General features: G+C 70.8%; 18 protein-coding genes. 11 read left to right on the top strand and 7 right to left on the bottom strand.

The features are described 5' to 3' along the window. Together VF697_RS36855 and VF697_RS36850 are read left to right on the top strand one after the other, a co-directional pair. The coding region (locus VF697_RS36855) for a TetR/AcrR family transcriptional regulator (protein ID WP_331102554.1) at positions 1–538 on the top strand (538 nt) is incomplete at its 5' end. Between the two features lie 11 nt (positions 539–549). Then, positions 550–1,449 (top strand): sterol desaturase family protein, encoded by a 900-nt coding sequence (locus tag VF697_RS36850; protein WP_331102552.1) that lies wholly within the window; start codon positions 550–552, stop codon positions 1,447–1,449. Between the two features lies 1 nt (position 1,450). Here VF697_RS36850 and VF697_RS36845 read toward each other — a convergent pair whose 3' ends face one another. Together VF697_RS36845 and VF697_RS36840 are read right to left on the bottom strand one after the other, a co-directional pair. Continuing rightward, positions 1,451–2,509, bottom strand: a complete 1,059-nt coding sequence (locus tag VF697_RS36845; RefSeq protein ID WP_331102550.1) for a hypothetical protein — start codon at positions 2,507–2,509, stop codon at positions 1,451–1,453. 169 nt (positions 2,510–2,678) lie between these two features. Then, the gene (locus VF697_RS36840) at positions 2,679–3,149 is read right to left on the bottom strand and encodes a hypothetical protein (RefSeq protein ID WP_331102549.1); all 471 of its coding nucleotides are present in this window, start codon (positions 3,147–3,149) and stop codon (positions 2,679–2,681) included. A gap of 304 nt (positions 3,150–3,453) precedes the next feature. Here VF697_RS36840 and VF697_RS36835 point away from each other — a divergent pair, with 304 nt between their 5' ends. The 7 genes from VF697_RS36835 (at position 3,454) to VF697_RS36805 (ending at position 18,485) form a co-directional block, all read left to right on the top strand. Further along, the gene (locus tag VF697_RS36835) at positions 3,454–3,633 is read left to right on the top strand and encodes a Xan family putative trans-acting RiPP leader peptide (RefSeq protein ID WP_331102547.1); all 180 of its coding nucleotides are present in this window, start codon (positions 3,454–3,456) and stop codon (positions 3,631–3,633) included. 4 nt (positions 3,634–3,637) lie between these two features. After that, positions 3,638–5,458 (top strand): hypothetical protein, encoded by a 1,821-nt coding sequence (locus VF697_RS36830; RefSeq protein ID WP_331102545.1) that lies wholly within the window; start codon positions 3,638–3,640, stop codon positions 5,456–5,458. A gap of 125 nt (positions 5,459–5,583) precedes the next feature. After that, positions 5,584–7,545: a hypothetical protein gene (locus VF697_RS36825; RefSeq protein ID WP_331102544.1), complete on the top strand. Its 1,962-nt coding sequence runs from the start codon at positions 5,584–5,586 to the stop codon at positions 7,543–7,545. A gap of 20 nt (positions 7,546–7,565) precedes the next feature. Then, on the top strand, positions 7,566–8,804 hold the full coding sequence (locus VF697_RS36820) for a hypothetical protein (protein WP_331102542.1): 1,239 nt from the start codon (positions 7,566–7,568) through the stop codon (positions 8,802–8,804). A 102-nt stretch (positions 8,805–8,906) separates the two neighbouring features. Further along, complete coding sequence (locus VF697_RS36815) at positions 8,907–13,532, top strand: amino acid adenylation domain-containing protein (protein WP_331102540.1); 4,626 nt, start codon at positions 8,907–8,909, stop codon at positions 13,530–13,532. Continuing rightward, positions 13,529–15,121: an MBL fold metallo-hydrolase gene (locus VF697_RS36810; RefSeq protein WP_331102538.1), complete on the top strand. Its 1,593-nt coding sequence runs from the start codon at positions 13,529–13,531 to the stop codon at positions 15,119–15,121. Before VF697_RS36815 ends, VF697_RS36810 begins: the two co-directional genes overlap by 4 nt. A 49-nt stretch (positions 15,122–15,170) precedes the next feature. Beyond that, entirely contained in the window at positions 15,171–18,485 is a 3,315-nt protein-coding gene (locus tag VF697_RS36805) for an amino acid adenylation domain-containing protein (protein WP_331102536.1), read from the top strand. Between the two features lie 18 nt (positions 18,486–18,503). Here the strand turns inward: VF697_RS36805 and VF697_RS36800 are convergent, their stop codons facing one another. The 5 genes from VF697_RS36800 to VF697_RS36780 form a co-directional block, all read right to left on the bottom strand. Further along, on the bottom strand, positions 18,504–19,271 hold the full coding sequence (locus VF697_RS36800) for a 3-hydroxyacyl-CoA dehydrogenase (protein WP_331102534.1): 768 nt from the start codon (positions 19,269–19,271) through the stop codon (positions 18,504–18,506). Then, positions 19,268–20,083, bottom strand: coding sequence for an outer membrane lipoprotein-sorting protein (locus VF697_RS36795; RefSeq protein WP_331102532.1), 816 nt, complete (start codon positions 20,081–20,083; stop codon positions 19,268–19,270). The genes VF697_RS36800 and VF697_RS36795 overlap by 4 nt, the downstream gene beginning before the upstream one ends. A 4-nt stretch (positions 20,084–20,087) precedes the next feature. Beyond that, complete coding sequence (locus VF697_RS36790; protein ID WP_331102530.1) at positions 20,088–21,389, bottom strand: ABC transporter permease; 1,302 nt, start codon at positions 21,387–21,389, stop codon at positions 20,088–20,090. 3 nt (positions 21,390–21,392) lie between these two features. After that, complete coding sequence (locus VF697_RS36785; protein WP_331102528.1) at positions 21,393–23,486, bottom strand: ABC transporter permease; 2,094 nt, start codon at positions 23,484–23,486, stop codon at positions 21,393–21,395. Between the two features lie 63 nt (positions 23,487–23,549). After that, positions 23,550–24,512 (bottom strand): cytochrome c, encoded by a 963-nt coding sequence (locus VF697_RS36780; RefSeq protein ID WP_331102526.1) that lies wholly within the window; start codon positions 24,510–24,512, stop codon positions 23,550–23,552. A gap of 213 nt (positions 24,513–24,725) precedes the next feature. On the opposite strand from VF697_RS36780, the gene VF697_RS36775 reads away from it, so the two are divergent. Then, a complete protein-coding gene (locus tag VF697_RS36775; protein ID WP_331102524.1) occupies positions 24,726–25,307 on the top strand; it encodes a hypothetical protein in 582 nt (193 codons plus the stop codon). A 27-nt stretch (positions 25,308–25,334) separates the two neighbouring features. Further along, positions 25,335–25,583 (top strand): hypothetical protein (locus VF697_RS36770; RefSeq protein ID WP_331102522.1); only part of this gene is annotated, 249 nt, incomplete at its 3' end.

Below are 25,583 nucleotides of genomic sequence, written 5' to 3'. Positions count from 1 at the left end.
GGTGGAGCTCGGCCATGCCCAGACGACCACCATCGCGATCGCCCAGCGCGCGGGCATCTCCCAGGGCGCCCTCTTCAAGCACTTCCCCACCAAGGCCGAGCTGCTCGCCGCCGCCATCGAGCACCTCTTCCCCCGCCTCATCGCCGAGTACCGCGACGGGCTCGAGGCCACCGCGCTGCCGGAGGAGGAACGCGTCGCCCAGGCCATCGAGCGGCTGTGGTCCATCTACCAGCGCCCCGAGTTGCTCGCCGCCGTCGAGCTGTACGTCGCCGCGCGCACCGACCCGGAGCTGGCCTCGGCATTGAGCGGCGTGGATCCGCCCCACCGCCGCCATCTCCACCGCGTCGCGCGCGAGCTCTTCCCCGCCGTCGCCGCCACGCACCCCGACTTCGACGCCATCATCGAGCTCATCCTCAACGCCGTGCAGGGCGCGGCCGTTGGCGGTGTGGCGCTCCCCGCCAATCCCGATCACCGGCAGATGCTCGCGCTGCTCGTCCAGTTCGCCCGTCGCGCCTTCGCTTCCCCACCCCAACCCTAGGGAGTCGCCCCATGGCGGATCTTCCTTCTTTCGATCCCACCCAGTTCGCCACTCCGGCGTTCGTCCTCTTGATGCTCGCGGAGGGCTTCTGGCTCTCGCGGCACCGCGAGAAGGGCCTCGTGGGCTACGCCGTCAAGGACACGGCAGCCAGCCTCACCATGGGCACCGTCTACTCCCTCATCTACATGCTCTGGAAGGGCGTGGAGTACGCCTTCTACTCCCTGCTCTACGAGGCCACGCCGCTGCGGCTCGGCACCGGCGTGCTCGCCTGGGTGCTGCTCTTCTTCGCCGAGGACCTCTGCTACTACTGGTTCCACCGCATCCATCACGAGTCCCGCTTCTTCTGGGCCTCGCACGTGGTGCACCACTCCAGCCAGCACTACAACCTGTCCACCGCCATCCGGCAGACGTGGACGCCCATGACGCACCTGCTCTTCTGGGCGCCGCTCGCGCTGCTCGGCTTCCACCCGGCGCTCATCCTCACCCAGCACGCCATCAGCCTGCTCTACCAGTTCTGGATCCACACCGAGGCCGTGGGCCGCATGGGGCCGCTCGAGTGGGTGCTCAACACGCCCTCGCACCACCGCGTCCACCACGGCTCCAACGCGCGCTACCTGGATCGCAACTACGCTGGCGTCCTCATCATCTGGGACCGGCTCTTCGGCACCTTCCAGCCCGAGGACGAGCGCCCCGTCTACGGCCTCACCAAGAACCTCCAGACGTACAACCCGCTGCGCATCGCCTTCCACGAGTACGCCGCCATCCTCCGCGACGTGCTCCGGCCCAATCCGCTCCGCGTCCGCCTCGGGTACGTGTTCCGCGGCCCCGCGTGGAAGCCGCCGGAGCCCGCTCCACTCCCGGAGGGGAAGAACCCGGACGGCTATCCGCTCGCGCGGGGCGAGGGCTCGTGACTCAGTCGCGGCAGCAGGCCACGGCGCCGTCCTGGGAGCGGAAGAAGGCCGTCGTCAGCTCCCGCCCCACCCAGGCGCAGAGCACCTCGTAGGTCCGCCGCCGCGCGCCGCCCACGCGTGCCGGCTCGCGCATGAGCGTCTCCGGGTGCCGGATGAAGACGTTGTAGCCCAGGATGAACCCGTCCGAGCGCAGCACGGTGATGCCGTCCGTGGCCATCATCCCCCGCAGGAGCTGCGCCGCCGCGCTCACCGACGAGGCCGCCTCCACGCCCGGGCTGTCCTGGTAGCGCATCACCCGCGCCACCAGGTCGATCGGCTCCGTCAGCAGCACGCCATCCACGAACACGGGCGAGCCGCCGTGCCCCTTGGGCAGCACCGCCACCAGGGTGCCGTGCGAGGCCTGCATGGCCTCGAAGAGCACGCGCCGGAAGAAGTCCCGCGTCAGGCTCCGCGCCGGCTCCGGCACGTCCGCCGTGAGCGCCAGCGACAGCTCGTCCATCGCCACCGTGGGCAGCGTGGACTCCAACCGGGAGCCGGACAGGAAGACGTGCCGGTACAGGCCTCCCATGCCACGCAGCTCGATGACGTTCTCCGCCAGTTGCAGCACGCCCACCAGGCGCAGCGAGCGATCTCCGGCCCGCCGCATCCGCTCCAGCGGCGTCTCCACCAGTGGCGAGGGGTCCGTGCGGAAGACGCCGTAGGCGAAGCCGTCCGGCACCAGCAGCACGTACAGCGCCCACCACCGGCCCTGCCCCAGGGGTGCGCACTGCTTGAGCGCTCGCTGAATCGTCTCTCGCGACCGAGGCCCCGTGCCAATGGCCACCGGATCGCTCCCGCCCAGCACCCGCAGCATCCCCTCCAGGTCATCGCCCACGAAGGCCACGGGAAAGAGGGGCTCGCCCTCCTCGCGGTAGCGCGACAGCGTGACGATGAGCTCGCTGAGCGCATCCCCTACCTGCGCCGGCCCCAGCCCGGTCTCATGGAGGAACGAGCCGACCGCGTCGGACAGCAGGTGCCGAAAGGAGAGGACCGGGGACTCCCCCGGAGCCGAGGAGCTCATGGACGCCCTCAGTCTCCCCCAAACGCCGCCCTTCGTGCAGCCCCGGTGTTCTCGCCCCGAGCGCGGCCCTCCTGACCCTCACGGCTCCTGGCTAATGGGGAGACCAAGGGCCGCTGGCTCGCCGAGCAGGCCGCCAGCCAGACCTCGAGGCCGGACGCCGACGTCGTCCTCACCCGCGACGCGAAAGGACCCGACCGAGCGGGGGTTGCTCGCCCACGTGGTGCCGGATGCGCCCGACGGCCTCGTGAATCCCGGCCTCCTCCAGGCGGGCCACGGCCCACCCCAGCCCCATGGCCACGTCGGGGACGACGACATACGGCATGGGCATGGGCTTGAGATGGAGGATGGTGCTCAACGCGAACCGGACGAAGGGAGAGGTGATGACGAGCGCACCGCCCAGCAGCAGCTCGTGCATGAGCGTCTCGTGCGCCTTGAGCCACTCGGCCTGACGCTGGCGCTGCGCGGCCGTGGGCACGGCGAGCCGGCCCATGTCGAGTACGCTGACGTACCGCTCTCCCCGCTGGAGGTAGGCCGTCCCCCGAGCCAGGTACTCCTCGTATTGCGCGTCCGAGGCCACTCCCTCGAACCGGGAGATGAGCAATGGCCAGAGCGAATCGTCGAAGGTGATGGAGGCACCCATGCCGCCCTCCCGACCGGAGTATGCCCGAGTGTGCATCCAGGCGGACCGGCTGGCGGCGAACCGCCATGGTTACGGCCCTCGAGCATCGAGACCTTCGCCCGCGCCTTCGAGGACTACGCCCTGCTGCGCGGCTCCGTGGGCGTGAATTCCGCTCCTGGCGGACCTTCCTGCCCTTCCGTTCAGATATTAGGGAAAGCACTTCATTCCTGATTTGACCTTCTGACCGGAATTCAAGAATAATAGAAACCGACGGCGCTGAAAAAAGCCGTCCCCCCTGCATTCCCCCACCCGCCAGGAGCCAGCCGTGAGCGACAACCTCGACGCTTTCGCACAGACCTCGGAGCCCACCCCCTCGTCCGTTGTCACGCCGTCGATCTCGGCGGACGCTCCCGCCGGCTCGCTCGACAAGCTGGACGAGCTGGAGAACATCGATTTCCTCCTCGAGGAGATCGAGAACAAGATCGCCCCCCTCGCGCTGGCCTGAGCACATGACCCGGAGTTCGCTCGCTGTCTCCGTGGACGGCAAGGTGCCGTCCACGCTCCCCGCCAACGCCATCGAAGTGGATGCTGGCGTCGCGCTGCCCGTTGCCTACGGTGGCCTGCGGAAGATCCTCCTGGCCTGTGAGGATGCCGCGCCGGACACCGTCCGGGCTCTCGCCAAGAGCCGTCCGGCCGAATGGAACCGCCTCTTCCCCGGCTCCCTCAAGGGCGCCCCGGATCTGGCGGATCTCGCCCTCACCCCGTCCGAACGCCGGCTCCACCGCGAGTCCGAGCAGAGCTTCTGGGTCATCAACCTCGCCGCCCGCGCCATCGTCGAGGCGCTCCGCGCCAGCGGGCGTCCCCTCGTCGTCCACGGCGCCGGGGAGTGCGATCTCGTCAGCCTGCGCACGCTCATGCGCGCGGCCGAGTGGGGCCGGCTCGAGCAGCTCGAGAGCCAGATCCTCCTCACCGGCTGGCATGTGCGCCGTCCCCACTACGCCGCCCTCTTCGAGTCGCGCCGCCGCGCCTACCTCGACACGCTCTGCGACCGGATGCGCGCCCCGCGCCCCGGCTCGGAGGTGGGTCCCACGTCGAGCCGCCCGCTGGAGCCGGCCGTGGACCTCGAGGGCCAGTACCTGCAAGCCGTCATCGACGAGGAGCGGCCGCTCGAGCACCGCATCGCCGCGTCCATCCTCGCCATCCGCGGCTGCTTCTTCACCACCAACTATGAAGGTGCCCAGCTCGCCGCCGAGCGCGGCCTGGCGCTGATCGACGCCGCGGGAAGCGACTTCTCCTCGGCCCGGGTGGCCGAGGGCTGGGACTCGCTCGACACCGGCTTCACCACGCCAGCCATCGAGATCGACCGCGACAGCCTCGGAGATGCCGAGGAGCTGCGCGCCCTCCTGGAGCGCAGCATCGGCGTGGTGCACGTCTTCACCGGCCTGCACGACGAGGCGCTGGAGGCCTTCGCCCGTGGCCTGGAGCGCAACATCTCCCCGGAGCGCCGGGCCCAGCTGCACATGTACCGGGCCCTCACCCTCATCAAGCGCCTGGGCAACCTCCCCAACGCACGCGCCGAGATCGAGGCCGGGTTCGCCGCGATGGAGGGGCGCCAGTCCGACGCGCGCTCGCTCCACGAGGGCTGGCTGCGCAACGTGTACGCCCTCACCTACTTCCAGGACAAGAAGCTGGAACAGGCCATGGTCGAGGAGAAGAAGGCCATGCGCTGCGTGGGGGATCTGCACGACGCGAGCGCCACCCACCTGAAGATCAACCTCATCTCCAACGCCAGCGTCCTCCAGGAGACCGCGAAGATGTACGCGGACGCCATCACCACCTGGCGGCGCTTCGAGAAGCTCAGCGAGAAGTGGGGCGAGAACTTCTCCAAGCACCACCGCTACCGGCTGGCCGGACTCCAGCTCGCGGCGGGCGAGCGCGAGAGCGCCGTGGAGAACTACACGGCGGCCTACGAGAGCGCCGGCCGGCTGGGAGACCCCCTGCACAGCCAGGTCATCTCCGCCGAGCTGGGGCGCATGTACCTGGAGGAGCAGCCGGCCACCTCGGTGCGCTGGTTCACCCAGGCGGTGGACTTCTCCCGCACCCTGGGAGATCCCCTCCGGCTGGCCCAGAGCCTCGCCGGCCTCGCCCTGGCCGAGGGCCGCACGGACTTCTCCGACGCACTGCGCTGTGCCCAGGCGAGCACCACCGGCATGAAGGAGACGCAGGAGCTGATCGCCGCCCTCTCTGGCGGTGAACCCGAGGCCGTGCGCCGGGTGCTTCCCAAGCCGCGCAGCAAGCTCAACCGCCCCTTCGATCTGGTCAACCTGTAGAGAGATGGCGGGCGCCACGTCCCCCCCGGGACGTGGCGCCCCGTCTCACCCTGTCGACGCGCGACCGCTCCATCTGTTAGCGTCAAGGCGGATTCCCGCCTTCTCCCCCCAAGCTCTGCCACCGAATGAACACTCCCCTGGTCCTGAGAAGTACATTGTGCGGCCTGCTGCTGAGCCTCACGGCCTGCCAGCTGCTGAAGACCGAGGACTCCGAAAACGCGAAGGGGCGCGGCTCCACCGCGTTCGACCCGTACTCCGCCTCGGCCTCGGGTGCCATCAAGCTCGGCCTCCAGATGTTCAACGGGTGCGCGGTCCTGGCCAATGGCCAGGTGATCGCCAAGGGGAACTCGCCCATCCCGGACTACCCGAGCACCTGCGACAACCCCATGACGGGGGATTTCACGCATGGGGCGAAGGTGACGCCCACGGCTCGCTTCGAGCTGATGACGGACACCAACTACTTCCTCAATCAGCTCACGCTGATGGACTCGGTGGTGAACGTCCACGGTGACTTCTACGGCAACCCCAGCACCGCGGCGGACGACGCGGCGATCGAGGCGAACAAGAAGAACCCGGACAAGTACATCCAGCCCGCGGTGAAGTGGATCACCACCCAGTCGCGCCTCAAGGGCCTGGACTGGTCGAACCTGGGCCAGCAGGAGGAGGCCTGGGGCACCAACGACCTGACGGGCCTGTGGAACCGCGAGGTGTCCTTCAACAACGCCAAGTGGATGGTGTCCAAGACGGACAGCTTCCTGGTGGAGGTGCTGGACTCGGAAGGCACGGTGCGCCAGTCCACCACCTACGGGCGCAACGAGTTCCTGGGCGAGTCGTCGACGGCGGGCCACACGCGCGTGGCCTGGCGCATCGAGAACATCCTGGCGCCGCGCTACCCGGGCGACATCGAGGTGCGCACGGCCCAGACGGGCCCGTTCGGCGTGCCGGTCGTCTTCCGCACGGTGGCGCGCGTGGACCTGGTGGGCTCCACCAACCCCTTCAAGAGCTTCCGCGTGTCGGGCCTGACGGGTGACGGCGCCATCCGCGTGACGTGGAGCCTGCTGCCCAACCAGCCCTTCCACTTCCCGGTCACCTTCGTGCGTCCCAGCGACGTGGCCCCCACGTGCTTCAAGGACGACGGAACCCCGGTCGTCTGCGGCTTCGGCGTGGAGCCGGAGATCAAGCTCACCCAGCCCAAGAACGGCCAGTTCTACGAGCCGGGCGAGACCTTCGAGCTCTTCACCAACGTGCGCGACGGCGAGGGCAACCTGCTGCACCAGCCGGGGCTCCTGCCCAGCTACGCGGACTACTTCGCGGGCAAGACCAACGGCCTGACGTACTTCCACTCCAACCACTTCCCCAACATGCAGGAGCGCGACATCACCACCTCGTACCAGGTGGGTGGCCCCCTGCAGGAGCTCAAGCCGTTTGGCGACGTGAATGGGAAGACGCCCTTCTTCAGCCTGGGCAACCACTTCTTCTCCATCGTCACCGAGGCGGCCGAGGGCACGGGCTTCGTGGGCCTGAAGAACGCCACCTGGCCCAACCGCAACCCGGTGACGCTGCCCGCGGATGCCAAGCCCGGCACGTACGTCGCCGTGCTGCGCGCCAACCGCCAGTTCATGGGTGAGCGCGTGGCCAAGGGCACCACCGTCTTCTTCCAGGTGGGCAGCACCCAGAAGACCACGTACCCGAACGAAGTGGGCAACTGCCAGATCTGCCACCGCGGCGTGCTGTCGCTGGACAACCTGCGCCACGGCTTCTCGGTGGACCACGTGGAGTCGTGCAAGCTGTGCCACCAGGGTGGCTCGGACAACCCCGGCCGGACCCAGGTGGAGATGCACCAGATCCACATGCGCTCCAACAAGTACACGGCGGACAAGTCGGACTGCACCATGTGCCACCTGTCCAAGCAGAGCGCGGTGCGCCCGAGCCTCAGCGTGTGCCAGTCGTGCCACCCGTCGGCTCACGGCAACGAGTACTTCAACGCGAAGTTCGGTGACTCGGTGACGCCCAACCGGTTCAGCAACTGCGCCGAGTCGTGCCACGTCAACAAGACGCCCACCAACCACATCCTCCCCAAGAACTGACGACAGAGGATTCGATCCGAATGAATCGCTCAATTTTCATCGGCCTCATCACGTCCCTGGGGACGGCCCTGGTGTCGGGCTGCTCGCTCGAGGATCCGGCTCCCCCCGAGGAGGCCAACCCGGCCTTCGTGTCGGGCGAGAACCTCACCACCGTGCTGTCCGGGTACACCCACGACCCGGAGGCCTACTACCTGCTGTCGAGCGGCTGCACGAACCCGATGGCTTGCCCGCCGCCCATCCTGGGTGAGGGCCTGCCCTTCTTCGCGATGTCGCAGATCGAGGGCGCCACGGTGCAGGCCTTCGATCCGATGCTCAACGGGCCCGCGGCCACCGCCGCGACGCTCACGGGCTCGGACGGCCTCTGGCGCGTGGCCGGCGTCCCCTACCGGCCCGTGGGCGCCCCCTTCTTCGTGGCCACCACCGGCACCGGGAAGCTCGCCTCGCCTCCGCTCGGTCCGCCTCCGGGCCCCGGCCCTGGTCCTGGCCCCGGGCCTGGTCCCGGCCCCGGCCCCGGCCCTGGTCCTGGCGATGGCCCTCCTCCGGGTCCTCCGCCCATCGCCCCGGCCACGTACTTCCCCACCATCACGCTGCGCGTCGTGCAGACCAACAGCAGCGCCTGCTACACGCTCGAAGCGCTCCACATGGGCAACAACGGCGTGCTGGAGGCCGTGGCCAAGTACCGCACGAGCAAGGGGATGCCCACCGCGGTGGGTGACTTCGTCAAGCCGGACAAGTTCTCCGGCGTGACCGTGGTCTGGATGTATGAGCCGGGCTTCCCCGGGTGGCGCGTCAAGGCCCCGAACACCACCATCGAGGCCACCGCTGGCACCCCGTACAACATCGCCTGGGCGCCTCCTGGGACGCAGGCGAACCAGTCCGTGCGCGGCTTCTACGTGAGCGAGACCCCCACCAGCCCCATCGGCGTCACGGTGGTGACCCTCCCCGCCACCCCGGGGGGCCCTGGCCCCGGTCCTGGCCCTGGCCCCGGTCCTGGTCCTGGCCCTGGTCCTGGTGGCCCGGGCGAGGGTGGTGGTCCCGCGCCGGTCACCTACACGGTGAAGGACGGGAATCCGACGAGAGGTTGGGGGTACATGCCTCTGCAGGCGTTCCCCATCCCCGGGCAGATCATCGCCGTGTCGGCGCAGCTCAGCCCTCCGTTCATTCCCGGTGAGGCTCCCTCGGGCCCGACGGGCACCCTGCCGTTCTTCTGCTTCCCGGCGGGTCCTCCCCCGGGCTCCGGTCCGCCCCCCGGTCCGTGATGAACGCGGGCATGCGCGCGCGGGTTCCCGGTGCCCGCGCGCCGTGCCTCGGTGGGGTCGTCCCCGGCCCCAGCTCCCCCTCGGACACCGGGCACGCCCCTCATGAACGGATCGGATCTTCCCCAGAACCTGAGCGCGGCGGAGAAGCGAGCCCTGCTGCAGCGCCTGCTGCAACAGAAGGGTGAGCGCCAGCCCCCTCGTCCCACGCCACCACGGCCCGGACCTCGCGAAGAGCCGCACCCGCTGTCCTTCCTCCAGGAGGCCATGTGGTTCCTCCAGGAGCTGGAGCCGGACAGCCCCGCCTATAACGAGATAGGTCTGGTGGAGGTGATCGGGCCCCTGGACGTGCCCGTGCTCGAGCGGAGCTTCACCGAGCTGCTCCGCCGGCATGAGCTCCTCCGCTCCGTCTTCCCCGCCGTGGGTGGCGTGCCGATGCAGGTGGTGCAGCCGCCCGCCGCGTTGAGCCTGCCGGTGGTGGATTTGTCCCCGCTCCCGGAGGACGCGCGCGAGGCCGAGCTGCACCGGCACACGCGCGCCGAGGCCGAGCGGCCCTTCGCGCTCAGCCAGGGCCCGGTGTTCCGCGTGGGGCTGGTGCGCATGGCGCCCATGCGGCACGTGCTGTTCGTCAGCGCCCACCACATCGTCACCGACGGCACCACCTACGACCTGCTCTACCGCGAGCTGGCGGCGATCTACGAGGCCTTCTCCGAGGGCCGGCCCTCGCCCCTGCCCGAGCCCGTCCTGCAGTACTCGGACTTCTCGCGCTGGCAGCGTCAGCACTTCGCGGGCGAGGCGCTGGAGCGGCAGGTGGCCTACTGGCGCCAGCGGCTCGCGGAGACGCCCCCGCTGGAGCTGCCCACGGACAGGCCGCGGCCTCCCGTGCGCTCCATGCGCGGCTCCACCTACGAGGACTTCACCCTCTCTCCCCAGCTCACCACGGCCCTGCGCCGGTTGAGCCAGCGGGAGGGCGTGACGTTCTTCATGCTGATGGAGGCCGCCTTCAAGGCGCTCCTGGCGCGCTACACCGGCCAGCTCGACGTGGCCGTGGGCGTCTCCTTCTCGGGACGCTCCCAGGACACGGCGAACGTCCTCGGCCTCTTCGCCAACACGCTCGTGCTGCGCACGGATGTGTCGGGCGACCCCACCTTCCGCGAGCTGCTCAAGCGGGTGCAACAGGGCGACCTCGACGCCTTCTCCCACCACGAGCTGCCCTTCGACAAGGTGGTGGAGGCGGTGCGCCCCGAGCGGGATCCCAGCCGCACTCCGCTCTTCCAGGTGCTCTTCGACGTGCAGAAGCCGATCGAGCCCTACCGCGCCGGTCCCACCCTGCACCGGCCGCTGCACCTGCGCAGCTCCTCGGCGAAGATGGACCTGGCCCTCGGCATCATCGAGGAGCCGGAGACGCTGCGGCTGCTCTTCGTCTACAGCGAGGATCTCTTCGAGCGCGCCAGCCTGGAGCGCCTGGCCGCGTCCTTCGCCGCCTTGCTGGAGGGCATCGTCGAGGATCCGGAGCAGCGGGTGTCCGCGCTGCCCGTGCTGGACGAGGCGACGCACCGCCGGGTGCTGAAGGAGTGGAACGACACCGCTGCGGAGCTGCCCGAGACGTGCCTGCCCCGCCTCTTCGAGGCCCAGGTGGCGCGCACCCCTCACGCCGAGGCGCTGCGCTTCGAGGGCACCACCGTCACCTACGCGGAGCTCGACCAGCGCGCCAACCGGCTGGCCCATGCCCTGCGCCAGCGCGGCGTGGGTCCCGAGGTGCTCGTCGCCGTCTACCTCGAGCGCGGGGTGGAGCAGATCGTCGCGCTGCTGAGCGTGCTCAAGGCCGGCGGGACCTACCTGCCGCTCGACCCGGACCTGCCTCCGGAGCGGCTGGACTACATCCTCGATGACGCGTGGCCCCCGGTGATGATCACCCGGGGGGAGCGGCTGGATTCCGTCGGGCGCCTGCCCCCGGCGACGGTGTGCGTGGACGATGACGCGGCGGAGATCGACGCCTCGCCCGACACCTCCCCGGACGTGCCCCTCGATGGCCGCAACCTCGCGTACATCATCTACACCTCGGGCTCCACCGGCACGCCCAAGGGCTCGATGCTGGAGCACCGCGCGGCCTGCAACATGGCGCTCACCGCCGTGCGCACGCGCAACGCCGGCCCCGGCCGCCGCGTCCTCCAGGGCATCGCCCTCGGGTTCGACGCCTCCGTCGAGGAGATCCTCTCCGCGCTCGTGGGCGGCGCCACCCTGGTGCTCGCCCCCAAGGAGCGCCTGCTGCCCGGGCCCGAGCTCGTCCGGCTGGCTCGCGAGCAGGGCGTCCAGACCCTCGTCTTCCCCCCGCCGGTGCTCTCCGCATTGGAGCCCTCGGACTTCTCCCAGGTTGACTGGGTGATGGTGGGCGGCGAGGCGTGCTCCACCGAGCTGATGGAGCGCTGGGCCCCCGGGCGCACCTTCGTCAACGCCTACGGCCCCACCGAGACGACGGTGACGGCCACCACCACCTTCTGCGCGCCCGGCTCGGGCCGGCCGCCGCTGGGCAGGCCGCACCCCAACGTGCGCCTGTACGTGCTCGACGAGCAACTGCAACCGGTGCCCGTGGGCGTCCCCGGCGAGCTGTTCATCGGCGGCATCGGCGTGGGCCGCGGCTACCTCCGCCGCCCCGAGCTCACCGCCGAGCGCTTCGTGCCGGATCCCTTCTCCGGTGAGCCCGGGGCCCGCCTCTACCGGACGGGCGACGTGGTCCGCTACCGGGTGGACGGCCAGCTCGAGTTCCACGGGCGGCGCGACCATCAGGTGAAGCTGCGCGGCCACCGCATCGAGCTGGGTGAGATTGAATCGGCGCTGGGCCGGCTGCCCGACGTGCGCGAGGCAGTGGTGCTCGTGCGCGAGGACAACCCGGGCCTCCGGCAGCTCGTCGCCTACGTGGTGCCCGCTCCGGGTGCGACGCCGCAGGCCGCGGGGCTGCGCGAGTCGCTCCACCGGTGGCTGCCGGAGTACATGCTGCCGGCGGCGTACGTCCTCCTGGAGTCCCTGCCCACCACGACCAACGGCAAGGTGGATCGCAAGGCCCTGCCGCCTCCGGGACAGGGCGCATCAGGCTCCGAGGCCAATGCGGGCGACGAGCCCGTCACCCCCACCGAGCGCGCCCTGGCGACGCTGTGGGGCGAGCTGCTCCACGTCGAGCGCGTGGGACGGCAGGCGCACTTCTTCGATCTGGGCGGCCACTCGCTGCTCGCGGCGCAGATGGCCTCGCGGCTGCGCGACCTCTTCCATGTCGAGGTGCCCGTTCGCCTCCTCTTCGAGAAGACGTCGCTCGTGGAGCTGGCGGCCTACCTGGATGGGCTGCTCGCTCAGGACAGCGGCACGGCGGCGCCCCAGCGGCCTCCGCTCGCGCCCGTGGAGCACGGCGCCTTCCCTCCCCTCTCCTATGCGCAGGAGGCGCTGCTCGCCCGGGTGGCGCAGCGGCCGGACACCGCCCTCTTCAACGTGGTGGACGCCTACGGGCTGGAGGGGCCGCTCGACGCCGCCCTGCTGCAGCGCGCCTGGGACGAGGTGCTCGCCCGCCACCTGGTGCTTCGCTCCACCTTCGCCAACGAGGGCGGTCGCTGGGTGCAGCGCATCGCGTGGCCGAGCGCGCAGCCCGTTGCCCTCACCGACCTGGGCTCCCTGCCCTCCGCCGAGCAGGAGCGCGCCGTGGCCGAGCACATCACCCGCGCCGGCCAGCGCCCCTTCGATGTGGAGCAGGGCCCGCTGGCTCGGGCGGAGCTGCTGCGGCGCGGCCCCGACTCGCACGTCCTCATCCTGTCCATGCACCAGGTGGTGTCGGACGCCGCGACGATGGACGTGGTGCTCGGTGAGCTGCTCTCCCTGCACAAGCTCATGCGCGCCGTTCGTCCCGCCGCCCTGCCGGAGCCGACGCTCCAGTTCGCCGACTACGCCCACTGGCAGCGGCAGTGGCTCTCTGGCGCCACGCTGGAGGCCGAGCTCGGTTTCTGGAAGGAGCAGCTCTCCGGCGCCCCCGCCGAGGTGCGCCTGCCCACCGACAGGCCCCGGCCCGCCACCGCGCGCGACGTCACGGCCTTCACCTCGCGGCTGCACCTCTCCCCGGCCTCCTCGGCGGCCCTGCGGGAGCTGAGCCAGCGTCATGCCGCCACGCCCTTCATGGCGCTCCACGCGGCCCTGCTCGCCCTCCTCCACCGCCACGACGCCCAGGAGGATCTCGTGGTGGGCACCCCCGTCCTCCAGCGCGACGTGCCCGGCAGTGAGTCCCTCCCCGGTCCCCTCATCGGCACCGTCCCGCTGCGGGTGAAGGCCTCCGGAGACCCGTCCTTCACCGAGCTGCTGGCCGCCGCGCGCGCCGCCATGCTCGGCGCCTTCGCCCACACGGACGTGTCCCTGGACGGCATCGCCGAGTCCCTGGGCCAGCGCCCGAGCGATCCCCTCCGCATGGCCCTGTGCAACGTCGTCCTCTCCATGCACACCGGCTCGGAGATGCCCGCCTTCGAGGGCGGCCGGGTGACGCGGCTCGGCGGCAAGAGCGGCGCCGCGAAGTACGACCTGAGCCTGCGCGGCTTCGACGACGCTGAGGGCGTGTCCGTGGAGCTCGAGTACGATCCCGACCTCTTCGACGCCTCCACCGCGCAGCGGCTCCTCGGGGAGCTGGGCGCGGTGCTCGAGTCCGCCATCCGGGAGCCGGAGCGTCGGCGCTCGGAGCTGCTGCCCCGGAGCCCTGTATGAGCACCACGCCCTACTTCCTCGCCGACTCCACCTTCGTCGAGCCGCTCGTCCAGGGCTGGGGCGCGTGGTGGATGACGGTGGCGCCCGTGCCGGCGAGCCTGCACCTGCACCACTCGCTGGTGCCGCTGCTCCAGTCCTACCTGCAGAGCCCGGACTTCCACGCCCGCGCGGCGAAGGATCCGAAGCTCAGCGGCGCGGCCTTCGTCGGCGTGCCCGCGGCCCGTGCCGGGCAGGTGCGCACCCTCCTCCAGGAGATGCTCACCGAGCAGAAGGAGCGCTTGCAGCTCGCCAAGGCCCTGGAGGAGTTCCAGCCCTGGTTCCTCACCGAGGCCCGTGGCCAGCCCCTCGGGCCCTTCTACGAGAAGCTGCCCGAGCCCCTGCGCGGCATGGTGGAGCTCGTCTACGACTACACCAACCGGCCCACGGTGCGGCTGCTGGAGGGGATGAGCTACCGCAGCCCGTACCACCTGCCCTCGTTGCAGTCGCTGCGGCTGGCGCGGCTGGGCTCGGACGAGGAGCGCGAGCCCGTGATGACCACGCCGCGCCTGCCCGAGGCGGGAGCGGTGGACTGGCGCGTGCCCTTCCACGACGCTCGGGTGGATGAGTTGTACCGGCTGGACAGCCAGCCGCAGCCGCTCGGACGCATCGCCGAGTTGCTGGGCGTGGCGTCCCCGGACTCGCTGCTGCCACTGCTCACCCCCGAGGCGCCTGCCACGTCCACGCCATGGGAAGGCCCGGGCCCTCGGGTGCGCTACCTGGGACACGCCACGGTGCTGCTCGAGTGGAAGGGCCGCACCCTCCTCGTGGACCCCTTCGTGAGCCCGCGCCCGGCCCAGGGCGGTGCGCCGCGGCTGTCCTTCCGGGACCTGCCCGAGCGCATCGACTACGCGCTGGTGACGCACGCCCACGCGGACCACTTCGCGCTGGAGACGCTGCTGCGGCTGCGCCACCGGCTGGGCAAGCTCGTCGTCCCCCGCGCCGCGGGCATGCTGCTGGGTGACGTGTCGCTGCGACGCCTCGCGATGGAGTCGGGCTTCCCGGACGTGGTGGAGGTGGACTCCTTCGAGTCGCTCCCGCTGCCGGACGGGGAGATCATCTCCGCGCCCTTCCTCGGCGAGCACGGGGACGTGGCCCACGGCAAGACGTGCTACGTGGTGCGCACCGGGCAGGAGCAGACGCTCTTCGCCGCGGACGCCGCCTGCCATGACGACGCCATCTACCGCCGCATGCGCCAGGCGCTCGGCCCCATCCAGAACGTGTTCATGAACACGGAGCTGGAGGGCTCGCCGCTGGGCTTCGGTCAGGACGCGCTCTTCCCCCGCCGCAGGGACCGTCGGCTGGACAAGGAGCGCCGCTGCCGTGGCAGCAACGCCACCGAGGGCCTCCGGCTGCTGGAGGTGGTGGGCGCCAGGCGGATCTTCAACTACGCCATGGGCCTGGAGCCCTGGCTGGCCCCCATCATCGGCCCGGCCTCCCCGCCCGAGTCCTCGCGCATGCGCGAGTCGGACAAGCTGCTGGGAGAGGCTCGCAGCCGCGGACTGGAGGCCGTGCGGCTGGACGGCGTCACCGAGCTGAAGCTCGGAGCGTGAGCCCGGCCGCCACGCAGTCATCGCTCGATTCAACAGGAAGCCCCCGGACATGCTGAACGACGCCCCCACCTCCGCTTCCCTCCACCCCGTGCCGCGTACGCAACGGCTCCCGCTCTCCCTCGCGCAGGAGCGGTGGTGGTTCCTCGAGAAGCTCTTCCCCGGCTCCACCCTGGACACCGTGCGGCTGGGCCTGCGCGTGCGCGGGCCGCTCGACAGGGCCTCGCTGGAGCAGGCCCTCGGCGCCCTCATCGCCCGCCACGAGCCCCTGCGCACCCGCTTCGGCGCGGACGCCTCTGGCCCCTTCCAGGAGATCCTCCCCGCGCCCCGGCCCGTGCCGCTCGTGGTGGAGGACGTCTCCGCGCTGCCCCCCGCCGAGCGTGAGGCGGAGGCCCGCCGTCGGCTCTCCACGCTGGCCGCGCAGCCCTTCCAGCTCACCCAGGCAGAGGCCAGCCGCTTCGGGCTCGTCCGGCTGAGCGCCGAGGAGCACCTGTTCCTCTGGGCCGCCCACCCCATCGCGGCGGACGCCACCTCCCTGGCGCGCGCCCTGCCCGAACTGTGGGCCGCCTATGAGCGCGCCCGGAGTGGCGCCCCGGCCGGGACTCCACCCGCCGCCGTCCACTACGCGGACCATGCCCACCAGCAGCGCACGCGGCTCGACGCGGGGAAGCTCGAGGCCCATTACGCCTACTGGCGCCGGGCCCTGGAGAACGCCCCCGCCACCTTGGAGCTGCCGCGTGACCGCTCGCCCCAGCCGGGCCAGCGAGGCTTCCACGCCGCGCAGGTGCGCTTCTCCCTGCCCTCCGCCCAGGTGGAGGCGCTGCGCCAGGCCGCCCAGGCCCACGGCGCCTCCCTGGAGGCCGCGCTCCTCGCCGGCTACACCCTGCTGCTCGGCCGCTACGCGCGCCAGGAGGAGCTCATCGTCGGCGTCGGCGCCCCGGGCCGCTCCGGCGAGCCGCTCGCCTCCCTCTTCGGCCCCTTCCAGCACCTGCTGCCCCTGCGCGCGGAGCTGTCGGATCAGCCCACCCCGGCCACCCTCCTCCAGCGCATGCAGCGGGCCCTGGACGAGGCGCTCGCCCACCAGGAGATTCCTCCCGAGGCCGCCCTCACCGGACGTCAGGTGAATACCGGCGCCAACCTCGGCTCGCTGATGCAGGCCGCCTTCCACTTCGAGGCCCCGTCCGCCCTGCCCCAGCCCGTCTCGCTGCGCCTCTCCCGTGAGGAGCCCGGCACGCCGGAGTCGTGGTTGGACCTCGCCCTCGCGCTGCGCCCCGGGGAGGACGGGCTGGAGGGCACGCTCACGTACAGCACGGACCTCTTCGACGCCGCGCGCATCGAGCGCCTCGCCGCGCACTACCGCGTGCTGCTCGAGGGCCTCGCGCGTGGAGGCAAGGCGCCCGCCGCCGCGCTCCCCCTCCTCACGCCCGCCGAGCTCCACCAGCAGCTCGCGACCTGGAACGACACCGCGCGCCCCTTCCCCCCGGACACGTGCGTCCACGAGCCCTTCGAGGCCCAGGTCGCGCGCACGCCGGACGCCCTCGCCGTCCTCTTCGAGGGCCAGACGCTCACCTACCGCCAGCTCGACGCGCGGGCCAACCAGCTCGCCCGTCACCTCGTGAAGCTCGGCGTGGGCCCCGAGTCGCGCGTGGCGCTGTGCCTCCAACCCTCGCTGGAGATCATCGTCGCCGTGTACGCCGTCCTCAAGGCGGGCGGCGCCTACGTCCCGTTGGATCCCGACGCCCCGCGCGATCGGCTCGCCCACATGCTGGGGGATGCCGGCGTGCGCGTGGTGCTGACGCAGGGCGCGCTCGTGGAGCGGCTGCCGCTGGAGGGCCGCACGGCGCTCGCGCTCGACACGGGCTGGGCCGCCATCGCCACCGAGGAGGCCACGCCCCTGCCGCGCCGCGCCTCGTCCGGCAACCTCGCGTACATCATCTACACCTCGGGCTCCACCGGTGAGCCCAAGGGCGTGCTCGTCTCGCACGCCGCCGTGGTGAACCACAACCTCGCCGTGGCCGAGCGCTTCGCCCTCGTGCCGAAGGATCGGGTGCTGCAATTCACCCCCGTCTTCTTCGACGCGGCTGGCGAGGAGATCTACCCGCCGCTGCTGAGCGGCTCGTCCATCGTGGTGCGCGGCGAGCTGGTGCCCACCGGCGAGTTCCGCGACCTCATCGCCCGCGAGCAGCTCAGCGTGCTGAGCCTGCCGCCGGCCTACCTCCACGAGTGGCTCTCCGAGCTGGCGCGCCAGGGCGGGAAGCTGCCCGAGTGCCTGCGGCTCGTCATCCTCGGCGGCGACAAGCTGCTGCCGGAGACGTGGGCGCTGTGGCAGCGCGTGGGCGGCCGGAACGTCCCCTGGCTCAACGTCTACGGCCCCACGGAGGCCACCGTCACCTCGGCCATGGCCCGCATCGAGGGCGGCGAGGGCACGCTGGAGGCCCCGGTGCTGCCCATCGGCCGCCCCGTCGCCAACGGCCGCATCTACCTGCTGGACGCGCACCTTCAGCCCGTCCCCGCGGGGCACCCGGGCGAGCTGTTCATCGGCGGCGCGGGACTCGCGCGCGGCTACCTGGGCCAGCCCGGACAGTCGGCGCAGCGCTTCATGCCGGACCCGTTCAGCGGCATGCCCGGCGCGCGCATGTACCGCACGGGAGACCTGGCCCGCTACCTGCCCGACGGACAGCTGGAGTTCCTCGGCCGGGTGGACCACCAGGTGAAGATCCGCGGCTACCGCGTGGAGCCCGGCGAGGTGGAGGCGGCGCTGCGCAAGCACCCGGCCGTCCAGGACGCGGTGGTGCTCGCGCGCGAGGACACGCCGGGAGACAAGCGGCTGGTGGCCTACGTGGTGGCGCAGCCCGGCTCGGCCAGCGGCACGGAGCTGATGCGCGAGCTGCGCCGGGCGCTCGGCGAGAAGCTGCCGCAGTACATGGTGCCGTCCGCCTTCGTCCCGCTGCCCTCCATGCCTCTCACCTCCAACGGCAAGGTGGACCGCAAGGCCCTGCCCCGCCCCGAGGACACCGCCCCGGCCGAGGACGCCTCCTACGCGGCCCCGCGCAACCCGGTGGAGCAGACGCTCGCGGACATCTGGTGCGAGACGCTCAACCTCAAGCGCGTGGGCGTGCAGGACAACTTCTTCGAGCTGGGCGGACACTCGCTGGCGGCCATGCAGATCCTCACCCTGGTGCAGGAGCGCCTGGGTGTGGAGCTCGACTTGCGCGTCCTCTTCGAGCAGCCCACGGTGGAGAAGCTCGCCGAGGAAGTGGCGGCGGCGAAGGCCACGCCGGTGCTGGGCTCGCAGCCCATCGACGTCAACCAGCTCTCGGACGAGCAGGTGGAGGAGATGCTGCGGCAGCTCTCCAACAAGAGCTGAGCCGCCGCCGCGTCCCCGTCAGCGCGGCGGCATGCGAATGCCGCCGTCCAGCCGGATCGTCTCCGCGTTGAGCATCACGTTCTCCAGGACGTGCTGCACCAACGCGGCGAACTCCTCGGGGCGCCCGAGCCGCTGCGGAAAGAGCGGCTGCTTCACCAGCGAGGCGCGCACGGGCTCGGCCAGCCCGGACAGCATGGGCGTGTCGAAGAGGCCCGGCGCGAGCGTCACCACGCGGATGCCCAGCTCGGCCAGGTCCCTCGCGAGGGGGAGCGTCATGCCCACGATGCCGGCCTTGGAGGCCGCGTAGGCCACCTGCCCCACCTGCCCATCGAAGGCCGCCGCGGACGAGGTGTTGACGATGACGCCCCGCTCGCCGTCCGCGTTGGGCCGGTTGCGCGACATGTGCGCCGCGGCGAGCCGGATGCAGTTGAACGTCCCCACCAGGTTGACGTGGATGACGCGGGCAAAGTCCTCGAGCTTCGCCGGCCCCCGGAAGCCCAGCGTGTTCATCGACACGCCAATGCCCGCGCTGTTGACGAGCACGTTCACCGGCCCGAGCCGGGTGCGCGTGGCCTCCAGGGCGGCCGTCACCTCGGACTCGCTCGTGACGTCCGCCGGTGTGAAGAGGGCCGCCTCGCCGAGCGTGGAGACGAGCTGCGCTCCGGGACTGGAGGGCAGGTCCAACACCGCCACCTTCGCGCCCGCGGCCACCAGACGCGCGGCCGTCGCGGCTCCGAGGCCGGACGCCCCGCCCGTCACCACCGCCACCACCTCCGAGGACTTCATCGGCTCTTGCTCTCCAACCAGGCCTTGGTGAAGAGGTTGTTGGGCAGCGGGCGCATGTCCACGCCCTTGCACTTGAAGGCGGTCGAGTTGCCCTTGTGCAGCTCGTCGTAGAGGCGGATCTCCTCGGGGTACCAGAAGGGCTCCTGGCGGCCCGGCACCGCCACCTTCTTCCAGCCCGAGCTCAGCGCCGTGCGCAGCAGCTTGCCGGACAGGGCGTACTCCTCGCGCTTGAGCTGGTTGCCGCTCGCCACGTCCACCCAGACCTTGAGGAGGGGGAAGGCCACGTCCCGGCCCTCCTTCACCTTCAGGGCGATGCGGTGGGCGGTGAGGTTGCCCAGCTTGTCCGTGCCCTCGTAGGTGGCGTCGAACCCGGTGGCGTACTGCGTCTGGTCGAAGTCCGAGCGGCGCGACTCGGTGCCGCCGATGGACTCGCGCTCCGTGCGCCGCTCCCACCGGCCCACGTTGGGGTCATAGCTCCAGAGGTTCTTCTCCTCGTGGAGGTAGCCCTTGCCGGCCTCCGTCTTGGGGGCGGTGAAGAGCACCACCAGCCGCTCCTCGCGATCCCGGCGGAAGAGCTGCAGCTCGCGCACGGCCGTGCCCGTCTCGCGCTTCACGAAGGCCGTCATCTGCGCGCGGTAGTCCGTGGGCGTGTTCGAGCGCTCGTCCAGCGTCTTCAAGAGTTGCTGGAGCTGCTCGGGGGAGAGGGCCGGCGCGTCGGCGAGCGCGGAGGCCGCGGGCAGCAACGCCAGGGCGAGCACGAGCGCGGGCACGAGCCGGTGCGGGACGGGGGACCGCGGGGAGAGCAGGCGCATGGAATCACCCAAGGTGCGACATGGCCGTGATCGGCCGGAGCCGGGCGGCCAGGAACGCGGGGAAGAGGGAGACGAAGGTGACGCAGGAGATGACGAAGAGCAGGGGCGGCACCAGGGCGCGCGGGCCCACCTGGAAATAGAAGGCGTTCGACATCAGCAACATCCGAGCGCCCTGGGGGACGGGCACCTGGGCGGCGTTGAGGGCGGCGCACAGCCCCAGCCCGAGCACCACGCCCACCAGCGTGGAGGCGAGCGCGAGGACGAAGCCCTCCAGCACGAACATGGCCACCACCCGCCAGCGGTGCATGCCGATGGCGCGCAGGGTGCCCACCTCCTGGGTGCGCTCGCGGATGGCCACCCAGAGGGTGTTCATCACCCCGACGCCGACGATGAGCAACAGCAAGCCCACCAGCACGCCGCCGAGCGCATCCATCATGGAGACGGCGAAGTGCAGCCCGGACATCTCGTCTTCCCAGTTGGTGATCTCCAGCTTCTGCCCCGTCCAGTCCTGCTGGGTGATGCTCTGCAGCTTCATCCAGTAGAGGCCCTCGCTGGTGGGCATCATCCGGTAGCCCTCCTGCTCGAGGCGCTTGCGCAGCCGCCCCTGCACGGCCGCCATGTCCTTCATGTCCTTGAGGTAGAGCTGGAGCACCCCGGCGGTGTCGTCGTTGAGCTGGTACAGCTCGCGCACCGTGGCGTTGGGCATGAAGACGCTGAAGGAGCTGAGCATGCTCATGTCCCGGGCGATGGCCACCACGCGCACGTCCGCGGTGTTGTTGACGCCCCGGAAGGTGGTGGCGGACGCCGTGAGCACATCCCCCACCTTCACCTGGAGCTTGCGGGCCTGTTCCTCGAAGAGGAGCGCGGTGCCGGGACGAGAGAGCTCGTCCAGGTTGCCCTCCACGATCTGCACCACCCGGCGCAGATCCCGCTCCGCCTCGAGGTCCACGCCGATGACGTCCGTCTTGAGGGTGTGGCTGTCGCTGACGAAGAGGACCCAGCCGCGACCGCGCACGTTGACGCGCTCCAGCTCGGGGACCTCGTCGCGCACCACCTCCAGGAGACGCGGGTAGCGGGTGACGGCCCCCATGGCCTGCCCGGGCATCACCTTGTAGAAGCCGCTGATGTTGACGTGGCCGCTGGACGTCAGCGTGGCGGACTCGAGCAGCCGCTCACGCGCGCCGCCCGTCAGTGCGAGCAGGAGCACCATCAGCACGGAGATGCCAGCCAGGGTGGAGCCCAGCAGCAGCGTGCGCCGGCGGTGCTGCAGGAGGTTGCGCCAGGCGATGAGGAGCAGGTGGAGCATGGGCTAGTCGCTGGCCTGCATGGCGCGCAGCGGAGAGACGCGCGTGGCCATGAGCGCCGGAGAGAGGGTGGACACCAGGGTAACGCCGAGCACCAGCACCAGGGCCGACACCACGTGGCTGGCCAGCACCGAGGGGAACAGCCTCGGCCCGGCGAAGAAGAAGGACAGCTCCGCCGAGGGCACCGGAATGCCCGCATGGCCCAACCAGCCAATGAAGCTGCCCGCCAGCAGCGCCCCCAGCCCCGCGGCCACCAGCCCCAGCACCAGCGACTCCACCAGCACCATGGCCAGCACCAGGCCGCGCTGCGCGCCAATGGCCCGCAGCGTCCCGAACTCCTGCACGCGCCGCAGGTTGGCCAGCATCAGCGCGTTGTTGAGCACCACCAGCGTCACCACGAAGATGACCATCACCGCGAAGTAGAGCGCTCCCCGGGCCACCGACACCAGGTGGCCGATCATCCCCGCCGCCTCCACCCAGGGCACCGCCTTCAGCTCCCACCCGTCGCGCTTCGCCGCCTCCGAGATGGCCCGCAGGCCCGCGTCCAGTCGCGTCGGGTCCTTCAGCAGCACCGCCGCGTGCAGCACCACGCCCCGGTCGAGCTCCTGCTGGGTATAGACGCGATCCTCCTGTGACTCGGCGCGCTCGGTGAGCAGCCCGTCCAGCGGGGGAAGCTCCTGCATCTGGGCCTCGGCCTCCACGCTCTCCGCGGCGCCGCCGAAGAGCTCGCGCTCGGCCTCCTCGCGAGACAGCTCCCGCACCCCGCCAGCGGCCTGGAGCGCGTCCAGCTGCGCCTGCTCGTCCGGCGTGACGTAGCCATAGAGATCCCGGAAGGACATCAGGTCCATCAGGTTGACGCCGCCCGCGAGCGCGGCCTTCTCCAGGCCCTTGAACTCGAAGGTGCCATACAGCTTCAGCCGCACGGACTGCACCGAGCCGCTGCGCGTGAAGGACTTCAGCGTCAGGGAGTCCCCCACCTTCACCCGGTAGACGGCGAGCAGCGGGGCCACGTCCGAGTAGAAGAAGGCGTAGCGCCGGGCGAAGTTGGCGTCGTCCGTGGAGAAGAAGCTGGCGAGCAGCGCGGGCAGGGCCTCCTCCTTGGAGCCCAGCTCGCGTTGCAGCCGCTCCACCAGGGTGCGGGTGCGCGTCGCGTCGAGCTGGTAGACGATGTCGCGCAGCTGCGTCCGGTTGTCCTCCACCTTCCGCTGCAGGTCGGGATCCGTGGCGAGCGTCTTGCCTGCCGCCAGCGCCTCGTGGATGAGGTCCAACCGCCGCGCCGTCTTCAGCTTCAGCGTGTCCTCGTAGAACAGCTTGGAGACGAGCAGGCCCCGGCGCCCCTGGGGCACGGGCTCGCCATCCACGACGTGCAGGTTCGGGAAGGCCTGCTGGAACTCCGTCAGGTCCGTGCCCGCGAAACGCACCATGTACGGGTCCACCTCGCTCATCTGCGGGGCCACCTGGTTCTCCAGGAACTCGAGCGCGTCGAACGGCGCCGCATCGAAGCTGGCCCAGAAGCCCTCCGAGCTGGCGCGCTCCAGCGCCTCCCCATCGGCCGTGGACCAGGCCCGCTCGCTCGCCAGCTCCTTGGCCCCCGTCATCTCCTGACGCAGCACCTGGATGAGCTGCCGGGCCAGCGCCTTGCGATCCTGGATGGTGGCGTCGAGCGCCGCGAGATCCCCTTCCCCCCGCTGGCGCGCGGAGAAGGCCTGACGCAGGTCTCCCAGGACGATGTCCAGGTAGTTGCCGGGATTGAGGGTGGCCACGCTGATGGCCAGCGGCACCACGCGCTCCACCTCCGGCACCGAGGCCAGGGTGCGCTTGAGGCGGGAGAAGTCGTCGATGGGGGCCAGGTCGGGCGCCACGTCCGGCGCGCCCCACAACTCGAGCGAATCACGCGAGCGCGACGAGTACACCTGGACGTCACCCGCGAGGCTGCCGCGGATGCTCTGGCCCATGGCGGAGCTCACGCTGTCGAGCAGCGCGCCGCCGGTGACGAGCAGGAAGGTGCCCAGCAGCACGAGCCCGCCCACCACCACGTAGAGGAAGCTGGAGAAGAGGTTGCGGACGGCCAGCCGCAACAACAAGGGCATGAGCCCCATCAGAAAGCCCTCTGCACGGAGCGGTTGCGGAACGAGATGGACGGGCAGCGCGACAGCGGTGGCTCAGTGCGCCGCCTCGGCGCGAGCCTGGGGCCGGATGACCACCTGCTTGCGGACGGCGGGCACGGTGCGCAGGTAGTCGAAGATGGCGCCCAGGTCCTCCTCCTTCATGCCGGCGTACAGGCTCCACGGCATGTGCGAGGCGGTCTGCGCGTTCATCTTCAGCGCCGGATCCAGATCCTTGTAGGCCTTGAACAGGTTGATGAAGCCCTCACGGGTCATCGCCCCGATCCCCGTCTCCGGGTCCGGGGTGATGTTGGCGCCCAGCACCGGGCCCACGGGCGTATGGAACTCGATGCCACCGCCGGAGAAGTCCTTGCCGTGGCAGTCCCCACAGGCGGCAACGGACGTCAGGTAGCGGCCGTAGGCCACGGTGTCGGTGGCGGCCGGATGGGCCACGGGCTCCTCCACGGGAGCGGGCATGAACTTCATCGCGATCTTCAGCGGGGGCGGCAGCTCGGAGACCGGGGACACCTTGTCGCTCGGCGCCAGCGTCCGCAGGTAGGCCACGAGGGCCTTGGTGTCCTCGTCGCTGAACGACTTGTAGGCGCCGTAGGGCATGAGGGGCGCCAGCGGGCGACCGTCGCGGCTGATGCCCTCGCGGATGGCGCGGATCACCTCACCATCCGACCACCCGCCAATGCCGGCCGTGGGGTGCGAGGTGATGTTGCTGAAGCACACCTTGCCCGGGAAGCTCGGATCGCACCCACCCGGGAAGCCCTCGGTGCCCGGCACCATGCGCTGGGACAGGCTCTCGTGGTTGAGCTCCGCGTGGCAGGCGAAGCAGATGCCCACGTGGTTGGCGAGGTAGCGCCCGCGCTCGATGCGCTCCGGGGTCGCCTCCACCTTCTCGGTGGACGCCGGGCGGCTGCGCGGATCCATCGAAGCCGCCACCGTGATGGCCATGCCCAGCAGCACGAACAGACCGCCAAACCCGATGCCGATGTACTTGAGGATCTTCTTCATGGCTCTTTGGGGGAGGACACGGAGGGGGAACCACGCCGGGACAGAGGGGGGCCCGTCACGGCGGGATGAATCCGTATTTCACCGTGAGAATAGGTTTCGTGGAAAGTTGTAGTCAAGGCACCCGGGGTGCTCCCCGGGAGACGGGAGCCCCGTGGTACAACCGCCCCGTCCCGCGCCTCACGTCGGGATTTCCCCCTTCGCCTTCACCTCCCCATGAGCTCTCGCCAACCGCCCGCCTCCTCCGCTGACCGTGCCACCTCCCCGGCTGCCTCGACGAAGCCGGAGCTCACCCCGGGCCCCACCACGCTGGAGGCCTATCGCAACAACGGCCTGCTGGCGCGCCCGGTGAGCAGCGAGGATCGCGCCGAGCTGGATGCCTTCTTCGCCGCGCGTCAGCAGGCGATCCACACCGGTCAGATGCACCTGCTCTTCGCCCAGGAGGACTACCCGGTCTTCTTCCAGACGGATGACGCGAGCGGCAAGCCGGTGACGTTCATCATGGACCACGAGCGCTACCTGCAGATGATGTCCCAGGTGGGCCCGTACTTCCCGCGCGTCCCGCTCCAGCACGGCCCGCGCGAGTACATCTTCCTCACCGACACCCTGGTGATCGCCCACCAGGTGGACACCTACGACTTCGGCGCGGAGAAGGCCTCGTGGCGCTCGGCCAACATCCTCGTCAAGCGCGACGGCCAGTGGAAGAACAAGGGCATCATCGAGGGCGGCTTCGGCGAGTTCCTCACGGCCAACGGTGTCCTCCGCCAGGAGGATCTGGTGGCGCCGAAGCAGAAGTAGCCTCTCCTCACGAGTCCCGAGTCCGCCGTGTCCTCGCGCCGTCTCCGCCCCCCGCTGACCCTCGCCCTGCTCGCGTGCCTCGTGGCCCTCCCCGTTGGAGCGGCCACTTGGCGTGAGCTGGAGCCGGGCGTCAGCCGGGGCGCGGAGGTCGCGGAGAGCGAAGCCCCTGGAACCAATGGGGCCGGCGCCTCCGAGTCCAGCGCGGGAGCGGAGTGGCCGGACTCGGAGACGCAGGCCAGCGCCTCGGAGGGTGCCTTCGACACGCAGCCCGAGGAC

It is taken from the genome of Archangium sp., from assembly GCF_036388035.1.
Lineage (GTDB): Bacteria > Myxococcota > Myxococcia > Myxococcales > Myxococcaceae > Archangium.
The sequence above is the reverse complement of the archived record's forward strand: the minus strand, read 5'-3'. Positions and strand labels throughout refer to the sequence as shown.

Bases quoted from the DNA above. Each gene is read 5' to 3' on its own strand.
- VF697_RS36850 (WP_331102552.1), top strand. From the start codon at position 550: ATGGCGGATCTTCCTTCTTTCGATCCCACCCAGTTCGCCACTCCGGCG.
- VF697_RS36845 (WP_331102550.1), bottom strand. From the start codon at position 2,509: ATGAGCTCCTCGGCTCCGGGGGAGTCCCCGGTCCTCTCCTTTCGGCAC.
- VF697_RS36840 (WP_331102549.1), bottom strand. From the start codon at position 3,149: ATGGGTGCCTCCATCACCTTCGACGATTCGCTCTGGCCATTGCTCATC.
- VF697_RS36830 (WP_331102545.1), top strand. From the start codon at position 3,638: ATGACCCGGAGTTCGCTCGCTGTCTCCGTGGACGGCAAGGTGCCGTCC.
- VF697_RS36825 (WP_331102544.1), top strand. From the start codon at position 5,584: ATGAACACTCCCCTGGTCCTGAGAAGTACATTGTGCGGCCTGCTGCTG.
- VF697_RS36820 (WP_331102542.1), top strand. From the start codon at position 7,566: ATGAATCGCTCAATTTTCATCGGCCTCATCACGTCCCTGGGGACGGCC.
- VF697_RS36815 (WP_331102540.1), top strand. From the start codon at position 8,907: ATGAACGGATCGGATCTTCCCCAGAACCTGAGCGCGGCGGAGAAGCGA.
- VF697_RS36810 (WP_331102538.1), top strand. From the start codon at position 13,529: ATGAGCACCACGCCCTACTTCCTCGCCGACTCCACCTTCGTCGAGCCG.
- VF697_RS36805 (WP_331102536.1), top strand. From the start codon at position 15,171: ATGCTGAACGACGCCCCCACCTCCGCTTCCCTCCACCCCGTGCCGCGT.
- VF697_RS36800 (WP_331102534.1), bottom strand. From the start codon at position 19,271: ATGAAGTCCTCGGAGGTGGTGGCGGTGGTGACGGGCGGGGCGTCCGGC.
- VF697_RS36795 (WP_331102532.1), bottom strand. From the start codon at position 20,083: ATGCGCCTGCTCTCCCCGCGGTCCCCCGTCCCGCACCGGCTCGTGCCC.
- VF697_RS36790 (WP_331102530.1), bottom strand. From the start codon at position 21,389: ATGCTCCACCTGCTCCTCATCGCCTGGCGCAACCTCCTGCAGCACCGC.
- VF697_RS36785 (WP_331102528.1), bottom strand. From the start codon at position 23,486: ATGGGGCTCATGCCCTTGTTGTTGCGGCTGGCCGTCCGCAACCTCTTC.
- VF697_RS36780 (WP_331102526.1), bottom strand. From the start codon at position 24,512: ATGAAGAAGATCCTCAAGTACATCGGCATCGGGTTTGGCGGTCTGTTC.
- VF697_RS36775 (WP_331102524.1), top strand. From the start codon at position 24,726: ATGAGCTCTCGCCAACCGCCCGCCTCCTCCGCTGACCGTGCCACCTCC.